Consider the following 21,099-nt stretch of genomic DNA (forward strand, 5'->3'; position numbering starts at 1 on the left):
GGTGAGCTAGCGCTGCTATGCGACACTTGGGCGACGAGCCTGCGTCGGATCGGTGAAGCTTCCGCCGCCTCGCGGGCGTTGCGTATCAAGCCCCGGACCGCTATCTCCGCACGCGAATTCCCTTATTCCGACGAGCGAGCCGAACGCCCCATGGCGCAGCAGTACATTTTCCAGATGCAGGGCCTGACCAAGGCCTATCCCGGCGGCAAGAAGGTGTTCGAGAACATCTGGCTGTCGTTCTACTCCGACGCCAAGATCGGCGTGGTCGGGGTCAACGGCTCGGGTAAGTCGACCCTGCTGAAGATCATGGCCGGCCTGGACCAGGAGTTCCAGGGCGAGGCCAAGGCCGCCGACGGCGTGAAGATGGGCTACCTGGAGCAGGAGCCGCACCTCGACCCGGCCCTGAACGTCTGGGAGAACGTGATCGCCTGGTGCGAAGAAAAGAAGATCTTCGACCGCTACAACGCCATCGCCGCCGAACTGGGCGACAACTACACCGACGAACTCATGGAGGAGATGACCGCCCTCCAGGAGAAGATCGACGCTGGCGATCTGTGGGACATCGACAGCCGCGTCGAGATGGCCATGGACGCCCTGCGCTGCCCGCCCAACGACTGGGCCGTCGACAACCTGTCCGGGGGTGAAAAGCGCCGCGTGGCCCTGGCCCGCCTGCTGCTCAGCAAGCCCGACATGCTGCTGCTGGACGAGCCGACCAACCACCTGGACGCCGAAAGCGTCGCCTGGCTGCAGCACCACCTGGAAGCCTTCCCGGGCTGCGTGATCCTCGTCACCCACGACCGCTACTTCCTGGATCAGGTGACCAAGTGGACCCTGGAACTCGACCGCGGCAAGGGCATCCCCTACGAGGGCAACTACTCCGGCTGGCTGGAGCAGAAGACCAAGCGCATCGTCCAGGAGCAGTCCGAAAGCGAAGCCCGCCAGCGCGCCATGACCCGCGAACTGGAATGGGTTCGCTCGGGCGCCAAGGCCCGCCAGGCCAAGTCCAAGGCCCGTCTGGCCGCCTACGAGGAAATGGTCCGCGAGCAGGAGAACGCCCGCCAAGCCCAGACCTTCGCCACCATCCAGATCCCGCCGGGCCCGCGCCTGGGCAATGTGGTGCTGGAGGCCGAGGGTCTGTCCAAGTCCTATGGCGACAAGGTGCTGTTCAAGGACCTGTCCTTCCGCCTGCCGCCCAACGGCATCGTTGGCGTGATCGGCCCGAACGGCGCCGGCAAGTCGACCCTGTTCCGGATCATCACCGGCCAGGAGCTGCCGGACGCGGGGACATTCCGCCTCGGCGAGACCGTCAAGCTGGCCTATGTCGACCAGAGCCGCGACGCCCTCGACGCCAGCAAGACCATCTGGCAGGAGGTCTCCGGCGGCCTGGACATCATGTTGGTGGGCAAGCGCGAGATCAACACGCGCTCCTATGTCGGCTCGTTCAACTTCAAGGGCGGCGACCAGCAGAAGAAGGTGGGCCTCTTGTCCGGCGGTGAGCGCAACCGCGTCCACCTGGCCAAGACGCTCGCCACTGGCGGCAACGTCATCCTGCTCGACGAACCGACCAACGATCTGGACATCGAGACCCTGCAGAACCTCGAAGAGGCTCTGGAAGAGTTCGCCGGCTGCGCCGTGGTCATCAGCCACGACCGCTGGTTCCTGGACCGCCTGGCCACCCACATCCTGGCCTTCGAGGGCGACAGCCACGTGGAATGGTTCGAGGGCAACTTCGAAGCCTATGAGGAAGACAAGAAGCGCCGCCTCGGCGCCGACAGCCTCATCCCCCACCGGATCAAGTTCCAGAAGTTCGGGCGGTAGGTCTAAGCGAACCGCACCCTCGCGGTGCGGTTCAAGCTTGCGGAGTGTACAAGGCCAGGTAGAGTTTGGCCATGAGTATCCTCACCGCGACCCGTTTTGGCGACACCCTGGTGGGCGGCGGTGACGATGACACCCTGACCGGCAGCAACGGCTCTGACAGCCTGTCGGGCGGTGGGGGCGCAGACACGCTCTATGGCGCCGCGAGCTTCGCCTCAAATTTCGGCTTCGACACCCTGTCCGGCGGGGCCGGCAATGATCGCCTGGACGTGACCCAATACGCATATGGCGGCGGCGTCCTGCACGGCGATGCGGGGGATGACACACTGATCGGCGGCGGCGGGGAGAATACCGAATTCCTTAACGGCGGGGCTGGCGATGACTTCATCGACGGCAAGGTCAGCGAGACCTCCTTCATCTTCGCCACCTATTCTGCGGCGACCTCAGGCGTGCGCGTGGACTTGTCCGTCACCGGGGCTCAGGCCGTGGGCGGCGGGCAGGGCGTGGACCAGATCACACGCGTCAATGGCGTCATCGGCTCAGCTTACGCCGACACGCTCATCGGTGGCTGGACCGGCGCGTGGTCGTCACGAGGCTCGGTGCTGCAGGGCGGCGCGGGCGACGACTATCTGTACGCCAACGGCCAGAACTCGACTTTGCGCGGGGACGCCGGGAACGACACCCTGATGGGCGGCGGAGGTTATGACACCGCCGACTACGGCCCTTCTGCGACGGCGCGCTATGGCTACAGCGGCTCCGAAGCCACCGCCGGCCTCACCATCGACCTGCAGGTGTCCACGCCGCAGGCGGTAGGCGGCGGCCTGGGGGTCGACCAGTTGGTCTCCATTGAGAAGCTGCTCGGGAGCGCCTTTGGTGACACCCTGTCCGGATCTTCGGCCGCCAATGAAATCCGCGGGAGCGATGGGGCGGACAGTATTCAGGGGCAGGCGGGGAACGATTATTTGCTGGGCGAGGCTGGCGCCGACAGCGTCCTGGGCGGAGACGGTGATGACACGGTCTACGGCAATGACGGCGCAAGCTACCTGCGCGGAGACGCAGGCGCCGACCAGCTCGCCGGCGGCGCCGATTTCGACGACATCAACGGCAACATGGGCAATGACACCGTCCACGGTCTTGGTGGCGACGACTGGGCTGTCGGCGGCAAGGACAATGACCTGCTCTACGGCGACGCCGGCTCGGACATTGTCTACGGGAACCTCGGGAACGACACCTGCTATGGCGGCGAAGGGGATGACGTCGTGCGCGGCGGGCAGGGCGACGACTCGGTCTCCGGCGACGCGGGGGGCGACTGGCTGAGCGGGGACCGGGGCAATGACACCCTGGCCGGCGGCGCTGGAGCGGACACCTTCAACTTCTTCGCAGGCGCCGGTGGGGACCGGGTGACGGACTTCAATGCGGCGGAGGGCGACAAGGTCCGGATCGAGGGCGGCGCAAGCTACGCCGTGCGCCAGGTCGGCGCCGACACCATCATCGACCTAGGCGGCGGCGACACCCTGACCCTGGTTGGCGTGAACAGCTCAAGCCTGCCGGCGGGGTGGATCTTCTCAGGCTAGCCAGCTTGGAGGCTGGTCAAACTCCAAGCTTCAACTAAGAATTGACTGACAAAATTCAGCGCGTTCGGCGCGCAATTTTCAGCCGCTTGATATTGCAAGGGAAACGCCTTGGCCGACATCGTGGGGACTTCCGGCTCCGAAAGCCTTTCGGGCTCCTCCGGCAATGACAGCATCGTGGCAGGTGGCGGCACCGATACCGTCTATGGCGGCGATGGTGCAGATACAATCACCACCACCGGCTACACCGGGAATGGACCCACGCTCAACGGAGATGCAGGCAACGACAGCATCAATGGCGTCGGGTACATCGACGGTGGTGGCGGGGACGATACCGTGTCGTCGGTCGGCCTAGGTCAATCGGCCTTTGTGACGGGCGGCGCGGGCAACGACCTCATCCAACTCGGCGTCGGCAACGCCATGGGGGGCTTGGGATCGGACACCATAACAGGCGTCTACAGCATCAATGGATTTGGCGACGAGGGGAACGACTCTCTCGCAGGCACGGGTGAGCTATTCGGTGACGCTGGAAACGATACTCTGGCAGCGTCTGGAACGGCCTCCATCGCTTGGCTCCGTGGCGGAACTGGAAATGATAGCCTCCTTGGGGGCGACCGGAATGATTTCCTCTATGTGGGATCCGGCGAGAACACCGCCATGGGCGGCGCCGGAGACGACAACTTCGTCATGATGCAGGGGCTGGGAGACACCAACGCCCAGCATACCGGCCAGATGACAGCGGACTCGCTCGGCGACAACATACTGGATGGCGGCGCCGGCTTGGACACCGTCTGGATCGCCAGCCCCTCCAATGTCGAGGTTCAGGCGCGCGGCGTCGTGGTCGCTGATCTGGCGGCGGGTGAAGTGCGGGTGACCGACCTCAAGATACTCCTGTCGGGCTCCTGGCAATCCAGGCCGTCGGTCACCTATCACGTCACCAGCATTGAACACCTCGTCGGGGGAGATGGTGATGACAGCATGGCGGGCTCCGGCGCCTCCGAGAGGTTCGAGGGCGGGTTGGGGAATGACACCATCAACGGACGGGGCGGTGACGACGAGATATTCTTCACCGGCGACAACGCGGCCCGGAGCAATCTCGGGTATGGCGGCGACGGCGCCGACAGCTTGTACGGCGGCGGCCAGGACACCCTCTATGGCGACGCCGGCAATGACCAGATTTCCACCAGCCTATACGCGTCCGTCGCCTACGGTGGCGACGGAGCCGACACCTTCTACAACAACGGAGCCAGTTCAATCTTCGCCGGATTGGGTGATGACGTCATCGAGTCCTATGGGGCCAATGCTTACCTGCGTGGCGATGAAGGTAACGACACCATCCGCGGGGGAGTTGGCTTCGACGACATCAACGGCAACATGGGCGACGACACCGCCCACGGGAACGCTGGCGACGACTGGGTCGTCGGGGGCAAGGACAACGACCTGCTCTTTGGCGACGCTGGCGGCGACATCGTCTACGGCAATATGGGCAACGACACCTGCTATGGCGGCGACGGGGCCGACATCGTGCGCGGCGGGCAGGGCGACGACAGCGTCTCCGGCGACGCCGGCGCCGACTGGCTGAGCGGGGACCGGGGCAATGACACCCTGGCCGGCGGCGCTGGAGCCGACATCTTCAACTTTTTCGCAGGCGCCGGTGGGGACCGGGTGACGGACTTCAATGCGGCGGAAGGCGACAAGGTCCGCATCGAGGGCGGGGCGAGCTACGTCGTGCGCCAGGTCGGCGCCGACACCATCATCGACCTAGGCGGCGGCGACACCCTGACCCTGGTTGGCGTGAACAGCTCAAGCCTGCCGGCGGGGTGGATCTTCACGGGCTGAGAGAGTCGCGCAGACGCAGCCGAATCAACCTTCAATTGAGGTGTCTTGATATTGTCGGCGAGCGCGTGCTCGCGTGCCGAAGCGAATTGGGGAGCGTGACGTGAGCACCATTACTGGAACCTCCGCCGCGGAGAGCCTGACGGGCACATCGGGGTCCGACAGCATCAGCACGGGCGGCGGCTCCGACGCGGTCGCTGGCGGCGATGGTGCGGACACCATCGTGGCGTCCCGGGACCTCAACGCCTCGCCCCTGCTGCTCGGGGAGGACGGCGCGGACAGCATCTCGGGCGTTGGCCGCATCGATGGGGGCCTCGGCGACGACACGATCTCGATGTCGGGGGTCGGGCTGGCCTCCGCCTCGGCGACGGGGGGCGCCGGGAATGACAGTATCTCGGCCGACGGTGGCTACCTCCGCGGGGGCGATGGCGCGGACACGATTTCCGGGCTTGGGGCGACGTCGATCCGCGGCGACGCCGGCGCCGACGTGATCACCGGCCGGGGTTACATGTACGGTGACGCTGGCGCGGACACCATCACCGCCAGTGACGTCTTCGGCTTCGCCGCCCTCTACGGCGGCTCAGGCAATGACAGCCTCGTTGGGGCGTCCGGCAATGAGTATTTCTACGTCGGTTCCGGCGACAACACCGCGAGCGGCGGCGCTGGCGACGACCAGTTCAGGCTGATGATCAACCTCGGGGACTCGCTGCCGGATCGAGAGTCCGTGGCTCCCGGAACCTCCATCGGTTCGAACACGATCGATGGCGGAGATGGCTTCGACCTCGTCACGTTCTGGGGCGGAGACGGGCTGAGTGAAGCGGTCGCCGACGTCAATGCGGACCTTGCGACTGGCGAAATTCGCCTGACCAACGTCCAGGTTCGGGTTTCGGGTGTCCTGCAGGCGCAGGCGTCAGTCACCGAGCGGGTCTCGAACATCGAGGCCGTCACAGGCGGCGATGGCAACGACAGTATCGCCGGCGCGGCCGGCGGCGAGCAATTGACCGGCGGCGCCGGCAACGACACGATCAACGGCCGAGGCGGCGCGGACTACATCTCGTTCGCGGGCGACCCCAGCAGCTATCACAACCTCGGTATGGGCGGTGACGGCGCCGACACCCTCTTGGGCGGCGGCCAGGACACGCTCTATGGCGACGCCGGAAATGATCAGATCATAACCGGCCTGTACGCCAGCGTCGGGTATGGCGGCGATGGATCAGACCTGATGGTCAGCCACGGCCGCAGCTCGATGTTCGGCGGCCAGGGCGACGATGTCATTCGCAGCGAAGGCACAAACGACTACCTGCGCGGCGACGAAGGCAACGATCAGATCACCGGCTCTGGCGGCTTTGACGACATCAACGGCAATATGGGCAACGACACGTTGAACGGCTCCAGCGGTGACGACTGGGTGGTCGGCGGCAAGGACGACGACTATGTCGATGGCAGCTTCGGCGACGACATCGTCTACGGCAACATGGGCAATGACACCTGCGTCGGCGGCGAAGGCGCCGACATTGTCCGAGGCGGTCAGGGCGACGATATCCTGTACGGCGCCGGGGGCGCAGACTGGCTCAGCGGGGACCGGGGGAACGACACCCTTTATGGCGAACGGGGCGCTGACACCTTCAATGTCTTCTCCGGGGCCGGCGCGGACCGGGTGATGGATTTCTCCGCTTCGGAAGGCGACAAGGTCCGGATCGAAGGTGGGGCGAGCTACGTCGTGCGCCAGGTCGGCGCCGACACCATCATTGACCTAGGCGGCGGCGACACCCTGACCCTGGTGGGCGTGAACAGTTCGACCCTTCCGACGGGGTGGATCTTCACCGGCTGAGGGACCTCAGATGTCGAACTTGACGCCCTGGGCGAGCGGCAGGTCGCGGGAGTAGTTCACGGTGTTGGTGGCCCGGCGCATATAGGCCTTCCAGGCGTCGGAGCCGCTCTCGCGGCCGCCGCCGGTCTCTTTCTCGCCGCCGAAGGCCCCGCCGATCTCGGCGCCAGAAGGGCCGATATTGACGTTGGCGATGCCGCAGTCCGAGCCTTGGGCCGAGAGGAACAGCTCGGTCTCGCGGATGTCGTTGGAGAAGATCGAGGAGGCCAGGCCGGCGGCCGTGGCGTTCTGCATCGCGATAGCGTCGGCCAGGTCCTTGTAGCGCACGACATAGAGGATCGGGGCGAAGGTCTCGTGCAGCATCGGCCCGGCCTGGGCCGGCATCTCGACGATGGCCGGTCGGACATAGACGCCGTCGCGGGCGACCCGCTCGCCACCCTGGACCACACCACCTGCGGCCTTGGCTTCAGTCAGCGCCTTTTGCATGCCCTCATAGGCCTGCTCGTCGATCAGCGGACCGACCAGGGTTCCGGCCTCGCGGGGATCGCCCACCGGCACCGAGGCATAGGCCGCCTTCAGGCGCGGGATCAGGGCCTCGGCGACATCCTCGTGCACGAACAGGCGGCGCAGGGTGGTGCAGCGCTGGCCCGCCGTGCCCATGGCCGAAAACGCGATACCGCGCAGGGCCAGCTCCAGGTCGGCCGAGGGGGCGATGATGGCGGCGTTGTTGCCGCCGAGCTCCAGGATGGCGCGGGCGAACCGCTCGGCCAGGATCGGCGCGACCGCGCGGCCCATGCGGGTGGAGCCGGTGGCCGAGACCAGCGGAACCTTCGGGTGCGACACGAGCGCGGCGCCGACCTCGGGCCCGCCCTGCAGCACCACCGACAGGTTGGCGGGCGCGTCGCCGAACCGGGCGAGGGCCTTCTCGAACACGGCCTGGGTGGCGATGGCCGTCAGGGGCGTTTTCTCGGACGGCTTCCAGACTACGGGGTCGCCACAGACCAGGGCCAGCGCCGCATTCCAGCACCAGACCGCCACGGGGAAGTTGAAGGCTGAAATGATCCCGCAGACGCCCAGGGGGTGCCAGGTCTCCATCATCCGGTGGCCCGGCCGCTCGGTGGCGATGGTCAGGCCGTGCAGCTGGCGCGACAGGCCGACGGCGAAGTCGCAGATGTCGATCATCTCCTGGACCTCGCCTAGGCCCTCGGAGGTGATCTTGCCGGCTTCCAGGCTGACCAGGCGGCCGAGGTCGGCCTTGGCGGCGCGCAGTTCCTCGCCGAACAGCCGGATCAGTTCGCCGCGACGCGGGGCGGGCACGGTGCGCCAGGCGCCGAAGGCGGCGTGCGCGGCGTCGATAGCCGCCTTGGCCTCATCCACAGTATGGGCCCGCAGGGTGGCGATCACCGCCCCGTCGATGGGCGAGCGCGCGACGACGCCCTGTCCCTCATGGTCGGCCAGGGTCACACCCAGGCGGGCGAGCACGGCGCGGGCGTCATCAGCGGGCTGGGCGGTCATGCGGAATCTCCTCAGGTGCGCTCAATACCCCACCGAACGGGTCCGGCGAAGGCGTGCGCTGACAGGCAGGCTGGAGGTGTTGGGTCAGGCGACCTGGGCGAGCTGCGGCTGGGCGGCGGGGGGGGTCCCTTGCGCGTAGGCCTTGCCGAACCGGTTAGCCAGGAAGTCGGACAGAGCGATCTCCTCCTGGCGCACATAGCCCTGCTGCGGCAGCCGGCCGGCGGCCAGAAGGTCGAGCACGGTGCAGATGCCGGCGGCGGTGGTCACCTGGATCGCGCTCCAGAAGCCCTTGCCGTGATGTTCGCCCAGCACGCGGCCGGCATAGCTCTCCTGCATCAAGCGGCCACCCCGCCAGCCTGACGCCGTGACGAAGAACACCACCACGTCCTGCTCGGTGCCCGGCACCGCGCCTTCCAGCACATCCTTCAGCAGGTCGCGGCGGGCGCGCAGGTTGAGGTCGTTCAGCAGGGTGCGCATCAGGCCGCAGTGGCCCGGATAGCGGATCGACTTGTAGTTCAGGTTCTTCGCCTTGCCGGCCAGCACTTCGGCGAGCGAGCCCAGGCCGCCGGAGGTGTTGAAGGCCTCATAGGCGACGCCGTCCAGGCTGAAGGTCTCCAGCCCTTCGAGCGCCGGCAGCTCGCGGATCTCGCCGTCGACCAGGGCCTCGCAGGGCTCGCAGTACTCGTTGATCACGCCCTCGGTGGACCAGGTCAGATTGTAGCCCAGGGCGTTGGAGGGGAAGCGGGGCAGGGCGCCGACGCGTAGGCGCAGCTCCTCGACCTTGTCGAAGCCGCGGGCCAGCTCGGCGCCGGCGATGGAGATGAAGCCGGGCGCCAGGCCGCACTGGGGAATGAAGGCGCCCTTGGCGGTCTCGGCCAGGGCCTTGACCTTGCGGGTGGTGGCCACGTCCTCGGTGAGGTCCAGATAGTGGCAGCCGACCCGGGCGGCGGCCTCGGCGACCTTGCCGGTCAGGTGGAAGGGGGCGGCGGACAGCACCGCGAAGCAGCCGGTGAGCGCGGCGTCCAGGGCGGCGGGATCGGTCATGTCGGCGACGCGCGTCGTCACGCCGCGCAGGCCCGCGCAGGCCTCAAGCGCCTGGGCTGAACGATCGATCACCGTGACGGCATAGTCGCCCGTTTCCGAAAGCATCTCGGCGATGACGCCGCCGATCTTGCCGCCACCGGCCACCACGATCCCGCGCATGCTGAAGTCCTCCCAAGCGTTGAGGCTTGACGGTGCGATGCGGAGCTGTCGATGTGAACAGTCAGACCGTCATATTCGCGCAGATGACCTGGGCAGATCGCCAAGTATGGATGACGAAACGCAGATCGACGCCCGCGACCAGGCCCTGATCCGGCTGCTGGAGGCGGATTCGCGCCTGCCGACGGCGACCCTCGCGCGCCGGCTCGGCCTGTCGCGCACCACGGTCCAGGCGCGCATCGACCGGCTGGTGCGCAGCGGGGTGATCGCCGGCTTCACCATCCGGCTGGGCGAGGGGCTCGCCGCCCGGCGGGTGCGTGGCCACGTCCTGGTCACCGCCGCGCCCAAGGCGGCGCGCCAGATCGAGGCCACCCTGCGCGCCATGCCCCAGGTCGAGGCCCTGCACTCGGTCTCCGGCCCCTTCGACATGATCGTCATGGTGGCCGCGGGCTCCATCGAGGAGTTGGACCGGGTGATCGACGAGATCGGCCTGATCGAGGGGGTGGAGCGCACCACCAGCTCGATCATCCTGTCGACCAAGATCAGGCGCTGATCATCAGGCGCTGACGGGGGGCTCCCCGATCCGACGCAGGGGCGACAGGGCGCCGATCAGCGGCATGAGGCAGAAGCCGCCTGCGGCCAGCGCGATGGCCGCGCGGGGGCCGATCTCGCCGCCTAGCCATCCCCCGCCCAGGGCGCCCAACACCATCAGCCCGCCGGCGCTGGCCTGGAACGCGCCGCTCACCCGACCCAGCACCGCCTGAGGCATCAGGGCCTGGCGCAGGCTGGTCATCAGCACCATGGCCGCCACCCCGAAGGCGTCGCCGCCGATCTGGGTCGCCATCAGGACCAGGGTCGCGCCGGTCCGGTCGCTCGGCGCCAGGGCGATGGCCAAGGCGCTGAGGGCAAAGGCGACGAGGGCCACAATGATCGCGGGTCCCATGCCCATCCGGCGCGCGAGCGCGGGGCCAAGCCAGGCGCCGATCAGAGCGCCGACGCCGCCGCAGGCGATGGCGAGGCCCATCAGGCTGGTCGGCAGGGCCAAAGTCCGCAGGACGTAGAGCACATAGAGCGCGCCGAAGACGCCGCCCGCGAGGCCTTGAACCATGGTCATCAGCAAGAGCGGCCGGACCACCGGCTGATCCCAGGCCAGGCGCAGGCCCTGGGTGATCCCGGCGGCCTCATGGGCGTGCGGCTCCGGCGGCGGCTCTTGTCCCCGGATGGCCCCCAGGAACAGGGCCGAGACCCCGTAGGTCGCCGAGGTGAACAACAGGGCGAAGGGCGCGGCTAAGACCTGGAAGATCAGGCCGGCCAGGGCCGGGCCGCCGATCTCGGCCAGGGACTCGGTGGTGGCCAGCCTGGAATTGGCCTCGACCAGGCGCTCCGCCGGCACGAGGCCGGGCAGGTAGGCGTGGCTGGCCATCTCGAACACCACGCTGCAGGCGGCGATCAAGCCGGCGACGATCAACACCTGGGGCAGGGACAGAAGGTCCAGGGCGGCGGCGATGGGCACGGTGACCAGGGCGGCCAGGCGGGCGAGGTCGGCCCAGACCAGGATCGGCCGCCTGGGTCGGCTGTCGACAAAGCCGCCGGCCGCGAACCCCAGGACGAGGGCGGCGGCGCCGGCCATGGCGGACAGGGCGCCCAACGCCAGGGGCGGGGCGGCGAGGGTGGTGACCGCCAGGATCGGCAGGCCTTCACGGGTGATGCGGGCGCCGAAGGCGGAGACGGCCTGGGCCGCCCAGAGGCGGGCGAAGCCGGGGTCGCGCCAGAGCGCGGGCGGGGAGGTCATGGAGATGTCCGATGAAGGCGCATGCAGGGGTGCCGGCCACGGTGAGCCGGCGGCGGTGGGCCTGATGTTTTCGCCGCCCGCCGCGGCCCACCTGAGCGACCAGGGTCCGGGGCGGGGCGGAAACTGTCAAGCCGCGTAGCTGGCCGGTGACACTTCGGCGCGGCGCTGTAGTGTGCCGGCCACAAGCCTTCCGGGGAGTCTTCATGCGCCGCCTCTTGTTCGCTGCCCTTGTCGCCACGCCGTTACTGACGACCTCCGCCCAGGCGGCGGAAGACGCTCACGTCCGGGCGCTCGCCGCCGGCTACAAGGCGAACTTCCTCTGCTCGGATCTGTTCAACGCCGGCCTGACCGAGGCCCAGGCGACGGAATGGGACCTGGAGGGGATCTATCCCGAGTACCAGACGGTGATCCGCACCCTGGAGGCCAAGGTCGACCGGCAGGCCAGGACCGTCAGCGTCGCTTTTGATCCCAAGTTGCCGCCGCGCCTCGCCGCCTGGCGTCCGGGCCTGGGCTGCACGTCCCTGCCCATCGGCGCCGGGCCGGATGCGATCGCTGCCCTGCCGAAGCTGAAGATCAAGCCGCCCTCGGCGGTGGGCAAGGCCTGGCCAGATGGCGATGAGGGCGCGACGGCGACGCCGCTGGCCCCGGTCGCCGCGGCCCTGGATCAGGCGATCTCCAAGGCCTTTGATCCCGCGGTCCAGGGGGAGGGGCCTCGCACCACCGCGGTCCTGGTGATCCGCGACGGAAAGATTGTCGCCGAGCGCTATGTCGAGGGCTTTGGGCCACAGACGCCGCAGCGCACCTGGTCGGCGGCCAAGAGCATGACCGCGACCATGGTCGGCCGCGCGGTTCAGCTGGGCAAGCTGAAGGTCGACACCCCGGCTCGGGTGCCGGAGTGGCCGGCGGGGGATCCCCGCCGCGCGATCACCCTGGCCAACCTGATGCACATGAACAGCGGCCTGTGGACCGACGGTCCGGGCAACCGCACGGACGAACTCTATGCGGGCGGCGCGCTGGTCACCCAGACGGCCACGGTCATGCCCCTGGAGGCCGCGCCAGGAACCCGCTTCCGATACGCCAACAACGACACCCTGCTGGCCATGCGCAGCGTGCGCGCGGCGATGGGGGACGGGGAGGCGGCCCTGAACTTCCCGTTCCAGGAAGTCTTCTGGAAAATCGGCATGTTGCACACGGTTCCTGAGACCGACTGGCAAGGCAACTACATCCTCTCCAGCCAGGTCTGGACCACAGCGCGGGATCTTGGCCGGCTTGGGCTGCTCTACATGAACGACGGCGTCTGGAACGGGGAGCGCCTGCTGCCGCAAGGCTGGTCGAAGTTCGTGGCCACCCCGGCGCAGACCCAGCCGGATAGCGGACCGGGCTATGGCGCCTTCTTCTGGCTGTATGGCGCGGCGCAGGGCCTGCCTGCTGACACCTATGTGATGAACGGCAACCGCGGGCAGTACGTCTTCATCGTGCCGTCCAAGAACACGATCATCGTGCGCCGTGGCTTCGACAAGGCCGGCGCCAAGGCCTTCGACCTCGCCGGTTTCGCCCGCGAGGTGCTGGCGGCCCTGGAGGCGCGGTAGGGCAGGACAGGCCTGGCGGGGCTCGCTAAGACGGAGGCGACGCCAGACTGGAGAGCCCGATGTCCCAAGCCCCCCTCGTGCTGATCTCGCATGAGATGCTCAAGCCCATGCAGGCCGCCCTTGAAGGGCAGGGCTATCGGGTGGCGGGGCGTTGGGCCATGGAGGGCGTGGAGGTCGGTGAGATCCGGGCCATCGTCCATGCCGGCGAGATCGCCCTGACGCCCGAGTTCCTGGAGAGCTTGCCAGCCCTGAAGCTGATCGCCTGCGTGAGCGTGGGCTATGACGGGGTCGACGTGGCCTGGTGCCGGGCGCGCGGTATCGAGGTGACCCACGCCGACGGCCTGAACGCCGAGGACGTGGCTGACCATGCCGTCGGTCTGATCATCGCCTCCTGGCGCAACATCGTGGCCGGCGACCAGATCGTCCGCGCCGGCAAGTGGCGCAATGACGACCGCATGGGGCCGCGCCCCGGCCTGAAGGGCCGCAAGGTCGGGATCATGGGCCTGGGCCATATCGGCCAGGCTGTGGCCACCCGGGTCGAGGCCTTCGGCATGCAGGTTTCCTGGTGGGGGCCGCGCCCGAAGGAGGCGCGCTGGCCGCGCGCCGAGAGCCTGCTGGCCCTGGCCGCCGACAGCGACATCCTGGTGGTCGCCTGCCGCGCCGACGCCTCCAACCGTAAGGCGGTGGACGCCGAGGTGATCGCCGCGGTCGGCCCCCGCGGCCTGATCGTCAATGTCGCCCGCGGTTCGATCATCGACGAGGACGCCCTGATCGCGGCGCTGAAGGACGGTCGCCTGGGCCGCGCGGCCCTGGACGTGTTCTCGCCGGAGCCGACCTCGGCCGAGCGTTGGGCCGATGTGCCGGGGACGGTGCTGACGCCGCATACCGCCGGCTCGACGGTGGACAGCGTGCCCAAGATGGTCGCCCAATGCCTGGAGAACCTGGCCGCCTTTTTCGCCGGCAAGCCGCTGGTGACGCCGGTTCCGGACTGATCAGGAGGTCCCCATGGCCAAGGTGCTCGGGATTGGTGGCGTGTTTTTCAAGGCTGAGGACCCGGCCACGCTGGCGGCGTGGTACGACAAGGTGCTGGGCTTCGGCGGCGGCGACTGGTCCGGCGCCATGTGGCCGCACGGCGACCGCGGCTATACGATCTGGTCACCGTTCAAGGCCGATACGACCTACTTCGCGCCCTCGACCGCCCCGTTCATGGTCAATTTCATCGTCGATGACCTGGATGGCGTGCTGGCCCGGGCCGCCGCCGCGGGGGTCCATCCGACCGGTCGCGACGACAGCGACGAGAACGGTCGCTTCGCCTGGCTCATGGACCCGGCCGGCCTGAAGATCGAGCTGTGGGAGCCAAAGTCGGGCGCTTGACATAAAGACATAAAGATATCTTTATGTGCCTATGAGTCTGACGAGTGGCAAGGCGGTCGATGTGCTGCGTGCGGCGGGGGAGCCCAGCCGCCTGCGCATCCTCGCGCTCCTGGCCCATGAGGAACTGGCCGTCCTCGAACTGTGCCGCGTTCTGGACCAGTCGCAGCCCCGTGTCTCGCGCCATCTGAAGCTGTTGGCCGAGGCCGGCTTGGTCGAGCGGTTCCCGGATGGGGCCTGGGTCTTCTATCGCCTGGTCGCCACCGGCGACGCGCGACGCCTGACCGACGAGATCCTGCGCATGGTCGATCCGGCCGATGACGTGCTGCTGCGCGACATTGAGCGCCTGCAGGCCGTGCGCGCTGAACGCTCCGCCGAGGCGGACGCCTACTTCGCCCGCAACGCCGCCCGCTGGGACGAGATCCGCTCGCTCTATGTAGCCGAGGCGGCGGTGGAGGGCGCGATCCTCAAGGCCGCCGGGCCCGGCCCGTTCAAGCGACTGGTGGACCTGGGCTCCGGCACCGGGCGCATGCTCACCCTGTTGGGCCCGCACGCCGAGACGGCCGTCGGCCTGGACCTGTCCCAGCAGATGCTGAACATCGCCCGCGCCCATGTGGCCGAGGCGGGGCTGGAGCGCTGCGAGCTGCGCCACGGCGATATCTTCGGCACCCGTCTGCCGGGCCAGAGCGCCGACCTCGTGGTGGTCCACCAGGTGCTGCACTATCTGGGCGATCCCGGCGCGGCCGTGCGCGAGGCCGGCCGGCTGGTCGCTGAGGGCGGCCGGCTGATCATTGTCGATTTCGCCCCGCATCACCTTGAGTTCCTGCGGGAATTGCACCAGCACCGCCGCCTGGGCTTCGCCGAGGCCGAGATGGAGCGCTGGGTGCACGAGGCGGGCCTGGCCAAGATCCGCGCCACCGCCCTGCCGCCCGCCCGTCACGACGGGCTGACCGTGAAGATCTGGACCGCCGAGCGCGTCCGCAACCCCCACAGGAGCGCGTCATGACCGCCACCGCCCTCGGACCCGTCGCCCGCGCTGGCGCCGGCCTGGCCAAGCGGCCGTCCGTGTCCTTCGAGTTCTCTCCGCCCAAGGGTCCGAAGAGCGAGGAGAGCCTGTGGGAGGCCATCCGCCGCCTGGAGCCTCTGAACCCCACCTTCGTCTCGGTGACCTATGGGGCCGGCGGTTCGACCCGCGACCGGACGCACCGCACCGTGGTGCGGATGCTTAAGGAAACCACCCTGAGGCCGGCCGCTCACCTGACCTGCGTCGAAGCCAGCCGGGCCGAGGTGGACGAGGTGATCCAGGACTATTGGGACGCCGGCATCCGCCATATCGTCGCCCTGCGCGGCGACCCGCCTGGCTCGCTGGGCGGCGCCTATACGCCCCGGGCCGACGGCTACCAGAACGCCACGGAGCTGACCGCCGGCATCAAGGCGATCGGCGATTTCGACGTCAGTGTCGGGGTCTATCCGCAGATCCACCCCGAGAGCCCGTCCGTCGATCACGACATCGAGGTTCTGAAGGCCAAGGTGGACGCTGGGGCGACCCGGGCGATCAGCAACTTCTTCTTCGACATCGACGGCTACCTGCGGTTCGTCGAGCGCATCCGCAAGGCCGGCGTCACGATCCCGATCCTGCCCGGCATCATGCCGGTGAGCAGCTATGAGGGGCTGAAGACCATGTCCCACCGGATCGGCGTCACCCTGCCGGCCTGGCTGGGCAATCTGTTCGAGGGGCTGGACCAGGATCCGGAAACCCGCAAGTTGATCGCCGCCTCCGTGGCCGCCGAGATGTGCGCCAGCCTGCTCGACGAGGGCTATAGCGACTTCCACTTCTACACCCTGAACCGGGCGGACCTGGTCTATGCCATCTGCCGGGTGCTGGGCGTCCGCGAAGCACCCACCGAACCCGCCACGGAGGTCGCGGCATGAAACGCATCCTGATCGCCGCCGCCGCCCTCGTCGCCCTGCCGGCCCAGGCCCAGGGGCCGGCGTCCTGGACCACGCCCACCGCGCCCTTCAAGGTGGCGGATAACCTGTACTATGTCGGCTCGGCCGGTATCTCGGTCTGGCTGATCACCACGCCCCAGGGCCACATCCTCATCGATGGCGGCATGCCGGGCGCGGCCGTCCAGATCGAGAAGAGCATCACCGAACTGGGCTTCAAGCCCAAGGACGTGAAGCTGCTGCTGGCCACCCACGCCCACATCGACCACGTTGGCGGAACCGCCGACCTGAAGGCCGATACCGGCGCGCAGCTGGTGGCGATGGCGCAGGACAAGGCCGCCCTGGAGACCGGGACCTATCCCGGCTCTGAGGACGTGAAGGCGCTGAACTTCAAGCCGGCCAAGGTCGACCGCGTGATCCGCGATGGGGAGGTCCTCGCCTTGGGCGGCGTCAAGCTGACGGCGCACCTGACGCCGGGCCACACCGCCGGCTGCACGACCTGGACGTTTCCCGTGACCGACCAGGGCCGCAAGCTGGACGCGCTGCTCTATTGCAGCACCAGCGTCGCCGCCAATCGGCTGGTCTCGAAGACCCGCGGCCCGCAATATCCCGGCATCGTCGACGACTACCGCAAGGCCTTCGCCAAGCTGAAGACCCTGAAGGCTGACATGTTCCTGGCCCCCCACGCCGAGCAGTTCGGCCTGGACGCCAAGCGCACGAAACTGGGCCAGGGCCCGAACCCGTTCGTCGATCCCACCGAACTGCAGACCCGCGTCGCGGCGTCGGAGGCGGACTTCCGCCGCGACCTCGCCCGCCAGGAGGAGGCCGCGAAATGACCGCCAGAGCCGACCGCATCGCCAAGCTGAAAGAGATCGCCAAGCAGAGGGTCCTGATCCTCGACGGCTCCTGGGGCGTGATGATCCAGAAGCGCAAGCTCGACGAGGCCGACTATCGCGGCGACCGCTTCGTCCACCACAACGGCCAGCTCAAGGGCAACAACGACCTGCTCTGCCTGACCCGGCCGGACATCGTCACCGAACTGCACGACGCCTATTACGGGGCCGGCGCCGACATCTCCGAGACCAACACCTTCTCGGCCACCTCCATCGCCCAGGCCGACTACGAGCTGGAAGAGGCCGTCCGCGACATCAACCTGGCCGGCGCGCGCCTGGCCCGCGAGGCCGCCGACCGCTGGACCGCCAAGGAGCCGCACAAGCCGCGCTTCGTCGCCGGCTCCATCGGGCCGCTGAACAAGATGCTGTCCATGTCCTCGGACGTGAACGATCCGGGCGCCCGATCGGTGACCTTCGACCAGGTCTATGAGGCCTATCGCGAACAGATGATCGCCCTGCACGAGGGCGGGGTCGACCTGTTCCTGATCGAGACCATCACCGACACCATGAACTGCAAGGCCGCCATCAAGGCGATCATGGACCTTGAGGACGAGGGCTATGAGCCCCTGCCGATCTGGATCTCGGGCACCATCACCGACCGCTCGGGCCGCACCCTGTCGGGCCAGACGGTCGAGGCCTTCTGGAACTCGGTGAAGCACGCCAAGCCCTTCGCGGTCGGCCTGAACTGCGCCCTGGGGGCCGAGCTGATGCGGCCGCACATCGCCGAGTTGTCCAGGGTCGCCGAGACCCTGGTTAGCGCCTATCCGAACGCCGGCCTGCCGAACGCCTTCGGCGAGTACGACGAGGAGCCGCACCAGACCGGCCACGAGCTGCATGAGTGGGCCGAACAGGGCTTGGTCAACATCCTCGGAGGTTGCTGCGGCACCACCCCCGACCACATCGCCCACGTGGCCAAGGCCGTTGAAGGCATGGCGCCCCGGCGGATCCCTGAACGTCCGAAGGCCATGCGCCTGGCGGGCCTGGAGCCCTTTGAACTGGCATGAGACCGATCTTCGTAAACGTCGGCGAGCGGACCAATGTCACCGGCTCGGCCAAGTTCCGGAAGCTGATCGTCGAGGGCGACTACACGGCCGCCCTGGACGTCGCGCGCCAGCAGGTCGAGGCCGGCGCCTCGGTGATTGACCTCAACATGGACGAAGGCCTGCTGGACAGCCGGCAAGCCATGGTGACCTTCCTCAACCTGGTCGCCGCCGAGCCCGATATCGCCCGCGTGCCGATCATGATCGACTCCTCCAAGTGGGAGGTGATCGAGGCCGGGCTGCAGTGCGTCCAGGGCAAGGGGATCGTCAACTCTATCTCTTTGAAAGAAGGGGAAGAATCCTTCATCAAGCAGGCGACCGCCTGCCTCCGCTACGGCGCCGCCGTCGTGGTCATGGCCTTTGACGAGACCGGCCAGGCCGACACCAAGGCGCGCAAGATCGAGATCTGCGAGCGGGCCTACAAGATCCTGACCGAGCAGATCGGCTTCCCGCCGGAAGACATCATCTTCGACCCCAACATCTTCGCCGTGGCGACGGGGATCGAGGAGCACGACAACTACGCCGTTGACTTCATCGAGGCGACGCGGGCGATCAAGCAGATGCTGCCCTATGCGCGGGTCTCGGGCGGGGTCTCCAACGTCTCGTTCAGCTTCCGCGGCAACGAGCCGGTGCGCCGGGCGATCCACTCGGTGTTCCTGTACCACGCCATTAATGCGGGCATGGACATGGGCATCGTCAACGCCGGCGACCTGCCGGTCTATGACGACATCCCGGCCGAGCTGCGCGAGGCCGTCGAGGACGTGATCCTGAACCGGCCGCGCCGCGATCCCGCGGTCAGCAACACCGAGCGGCTGGTGGACTTGGCGCCCAAGTATAAGGGCGGCAAGTCGGAGGCCAAGGGCCCGGACCTGGCCTGGCGCCAGGGCGATGTCGCCGAACGCCTGAAGCACGCCCTGGTCCACGGCGTCACCGAGTTCATCGAGGCCGACACCGAGGAGGCCCGCCAGGCGGCCGCCCGGCCGCTACACGTCATCGAAGGTCCGCTGATGGACGGGATGAACGTGGTCGGCGACCTGTTCGGCGCGGGCAAGATGTTCCTGCCCCAGGTGGTGAAGTCGGCCCGGGTGATGAAGCAGGCCGTGGCCTATCTGATGCCCTTCATGGAAGCCGAGAAGGAAGGCCAGCCCCAGTCCAGCGCCGGCAAGATCCTGATGGCGACGGTCAAGGGCGACGTCCACGACATCGGCAAGAACATCGTCGGCGTGGTCCTGCAGTGTAACAACTACGAGGTCATCGACCTGGGCGTCATGGTGCCCGCCGACCGCATCCTGGACGAGGCCAAGGCGCACAATGTGGACGTGATCGGCTTGTCCGGCCTGATCACCCCGTCCCTGGACGAGATGGTCTATGTGGCCCGCGAGATGGAGCGCCGGGGCTTCAAGGTCCCGCTGCTGATCGGCGGGGCGACCACGTCCAAGACCCATACGGCGGTGAAGATCGCGCCGGGCTATTCGGGGCCGACCACCTATGTGCTCGACGCCAGCCGGGCGGTGGGCGTGGTCTCGAACCTGTTGTCGGAGACCGAGAGCGAACGGTTCGTCGCCGAGACTCGCGCCGACTACGACAAGGTGCGCGAGCAGTTCGCCCGCGGCCAGACCAACCGCGCCCGCGCCACCCTGGCCGAAGCCCGCGCCAACGCCTTCAAGCCCGACTTCGCCAAGGCCGCGCCGGCCAAGCCGAGTTTTATCGGCACGAAGGTGTTCGAGGCCTGGGACCTCGCTGACCTCGCCCGTCACATCGACTGGACCCCGTTCTTCGCCAGCTGGGAGCTGATCGGCCGCTTCCCGCAAATCCTCGAGGACGACATCGTCGGCGAGGCGGCCAGCGATCTCTATCGCGACGCCACCGCCATGCTGGAGAAGATCGTCGCCGAGCGCTGGTTCACGGCCAAGGGCGTGGTCGGCTTCTGGCCGGCCAATTCCGACGGCGATGACATCGTGGTCTGGACGGATGAGAGCCGCACCACCGAGCTCGCCCGCCTGCACGGCCTGCGCCAGCAGATGGCGAAGGGCGAGGGCGGCCGCGCCAATGTCTCGATCTCCGACTTCGTGGCCCCCATCGGCACGCCCGACTGGATCGGCGGCTTCGCCGTCACCTCGGGCCATGGCGAGGCCGAGCGCGTCGCCGCCTTCAAGGCCGCGGGCGACGATTATTCGGCGATCATGGCCTCGGCCCTGGCCGACCGCCTGGCCGAAGCCTTTGCGGAAGCCCTGCACCGCCGGGTGCGCACCGAGTTCTGGGGCTATGCCCCGGGCGAGGTCTTCGACATCGACGCCCTGATCGGCGAAAAGTACCAGGGGATCCGCCCGGCCGCCGGCTATCCGGCCCAGCCGGACCATACGGAAAAGGGAACCCTGTTCCGGCTGCTCGACGCGACGGCTGCGACGGGCATGGAGCTGACCGAGAGCTTCGCCATGACGCCGACGGCGGCGGTCTCAGGCCTCTATTTCAGCCACCCGGACAGCCACTATTTCGGCGTCGGCCGCATCGAGAAGGACCAGGTCGAAGACTACGCCCGCCGCAAGGGCTGGGACCTGGCGACGGCGGAACGCTGGCTCGCGCCGATCCTGAACTACGATCCGGGGTGAGGTGCGGTGCTCTCCCTCTCCCCTCGGGGAGAGGGTTGGGGTGAGGGGGGCGGCGCCCTGTGCAGCCCCAAAAGAGCTGACCACGAACCACAC

16 protein-coding genes are annotated in these 21,099 nt (G+C 68.0%); 13 read left to right on the plus strand and 3 right to left on the minus strand.

Features of this window, described 5'->3' with window-relative positions:
• Positions 1 to 150 precede the first annotated feature (150 nt).
• From ettA to ACFQ27_RS11785, 4 genes are all read left to right on the plus strand, one after another.
• Entirely contained in the window at positions 151 to 1,818 is a 1,668-nt protein-coding gene (gene ettA / locus ACFQ27_RS11770) for an energy-dependent translational throttle protein EttA (protein ID WP_377353718.1), read from the plus strand.
• A gap of 71 nt (positions 1,819 to 1,889) precedes the next feature.
• Complete coding sequence (locus tag ACFQ27_RS11775) at positions 1,890 to 3,389, plus strand: calcium-binding protein (protein WP_377353719.1); 1,500 nt, start codon at positions 1,890 to 1,892, stop codon at positions 3,387 to 3,389.
• Between the two features lie 108 nt (positions 3,390 to 3,497).
• Positions 3,498 to 5,225 (plus strand): calcium-binding protein, encoded by a 1,728-nt coding sequence (locus ACFQ27_RS11780; protein ID WP_377353720.1) that lies wholly within the window; start codon positions 3,498 to 3,500, stop codon positions 5,223 to 5,225.
• A 100-nt stretch (positions 5,226 to 5,325) separates the two neighbouring features.
• Positions 5,326 to 7,053 carry a calcium-binding protein gene (locus ACFQ27_RS11785; RefSeq protein ID WP_377353721.1) on the plus strand — a complete coding sequence of 576 codons (1,728 nt, stop codon included), beginning with the start codon at positions 5,326 to 5,328 and terminating at the stop codon, positions 7,051 to 7,053.
• A gap of 6 nt (positions 7,054 to 7,059) precedes the next feature.
• Here ACFQ27_RS11785 and amaB read toward each other — a convergent pair whose 3' ends face one another.
• Both amaB and ACFQ27_RS11795 read right to left on the minus strand, forming a co-directional pair.
• Entirely contained in the window at positions 7,060 to 8,565 is a 1,506-nt protein-coding gene (gene amaB / locus ACFQ27_RS11790; RefSeq protein WP_377353722.1) for an L-piperidine-6-carboxylate dehydrogenase, read from the minus strand.
• A gap of 84 nt (positions 8,566 to 8,649) precedes the next feature.
• The gene (locus ACFQ27_RS11795; RefSeq protein WP_377353723.1) at positions 8,650 to 9,768 is read right to left on the minus strand and encodes a saccharopine dehydrogenase family protein; all 1,119 of its coding nucleotides are present in this window, start codon (positions 9,766 to 9,768) and stop codon (positions 8,650 to 8,652) included.
• A 106-nt stretch (positions 9,769 to 9,874) separates the two neighbouring features.
• On the opposite strand from ACFQ27_RS11795, the gene ACFQ27_RS11800 reads away from it, so the two are divergent.
• Positions 9,875 to 10,318 (plus strand): Lrp/AsnC family transcriptional regulator, encoded by a 444-nt coding sequence (locus ACFQ27_RS11800; protein ID WP_374347183.1) that lies wholly within the window; start codon positions 9,875 to 9,877, stop codon positions 10,316 to 10,318.
• A 3-nt stretch (positions 10,319 to 10,321) separates the two neighbouring features.
• Here ACFQ27_RS11800 and ACFQ27_RS11805 read toward each other — a convergent pair whose 3' ends face one another.
• Positions 10,322 to 11,557, minus strand: coding sequence for an MFS transporter (locus tag ACFQ27_RS11805; RefSeq protein ID WP_374347185.1), 1,236 nt, complete (start codon positions 11,555 to 11,557; stop codon positions 10,322 to 10,324).
• A gap of 203 nt (positions 11,558 to 11,760) precedes the next feature.
• Between ACFQ27_RS11805 and ACFQ27_RS11810 the strand changes: the two genes are divergently transcribed.
• From ACFQ27_RS11810 to metH, 8 genes are read left to right on the plus strand one after another with little or no spacing between them, the layout of a single operon-like run.
• Positions 11,761 to 13,146, plus strand: a complete 1,386-nt coding sequence (locus ACFQ27_RS11810) for a serine hydrolase domain-containing protein (RefSeq protein ID WP_377353724.1) — start codon at positions 11,761 to 11,763, stop codon at positions 13,144 to 13,146.
• Between the two features lie 59 nt (positions 13,147 to 13,205).
• Positions 13,206 to 14,138: a 2-hydroxyacid dehydrogenase gene (locus ACFQ27_RS11815; protein WP_377353725.1), complete on the plus strand. Its 933-nt coding sequence runs from the start codon at positions 13,206 to 13,208 to the stop codon at positions 14,136 to 14,138.
• 13 nt (positions 14,139 to 14,151) lie between these two features.
• Positions 14,152 to 14,520, plus strand: coding sequence for a VOC family protein (locus ACFQ27_RS11820; RefSeq protein WP_377353727.1), 369 nt, complete (start codon positions 14,152 to 14,154; stop codon positions 14,518 to 14,520).
• Between the two features lie 31 nt (positions 14,521 to 14,551).
• Complete coding sequence (locus tag ACFQ27_RS11825) at positions 14,552 to 15,523, plus strand: ArsR/SmtB family transcription factor (protein WP_374347191.1); 972 nt, start codon at positions 14,552 to 14,554, stop codon at positions 15,521 to 15,523.
• Complete coding sequence (metF, locus tag ACFQ27_RS11830; protein ID WP_374347192.1) at positions 15,520 to 16,449, plus strand: methylenetetrahydrofolate reductase [NAD(P)H]; 930 nt, start codon at positions 15,520 to 15,522, stop codon at positions 16,447 to 16,449. The genes ACFQ27_RS11825 and metF overlap by 4 nt, the downstream gene beginning before the upstream one ends.
• Complete coding sequence (gene bla / locus ACFQ27_RS11835; protein WP_377353728.1) at positions 16,446 to 17,300, plus strand: subclass B3 metallo-beta-lactamase; 855 nt, start codon at positions 16,446 to 16,448, stop codon at positions 17,298 to 17,300. Before metF ends, bla begins: the two co-directional genes overlap by 4 nt.
• On the plus strand, positions 17,297 to 18,361 hold the full coding sequence (locus ACFQ27_RS11840; protein WP_374347196.1) for a homocysteine S-methyltransferase family protein: 1,065 nt from the start codon (positions 17,297 to 17,299) through the stop codon (positions 18,359 to 18,361). Before bla ends, ACFQ27_RS11840 begins: the two co-directional genes overlap by 4 nt.
• Positions 18,358 to 21,006 carry a methionine synthase gene (metH, locus tag ACFQ27_RS11845; RefSeq protein ID WP_377353729.1) on the plus strand — a complete coding sequence of 883 codons (2,649 nt, stop codon included), beginning with the start codon at positions 18,358 to 18,360 and terminating at the stop codon, positions 21,004 to 21,006. Before ACFQ27_RS11840 ends, metH begins: the two co-directional genes overlap by 4 nt.
• Positions 21,007 to 21,099 lie beyond the last annotated feature (93 nt).

Origin of the sequence: Phenylobacterium conjunctum (genome assembly GCF_042679085.1) — a bacterium.
Taxonomy (GTDB): domain Bacteria; phylum Pseudomonadota; class Alphaproteobacteria; order Caulobacterales; family Caulobacteraceae; genus Phenylobacterium; species Phenylobacterium conjunctum.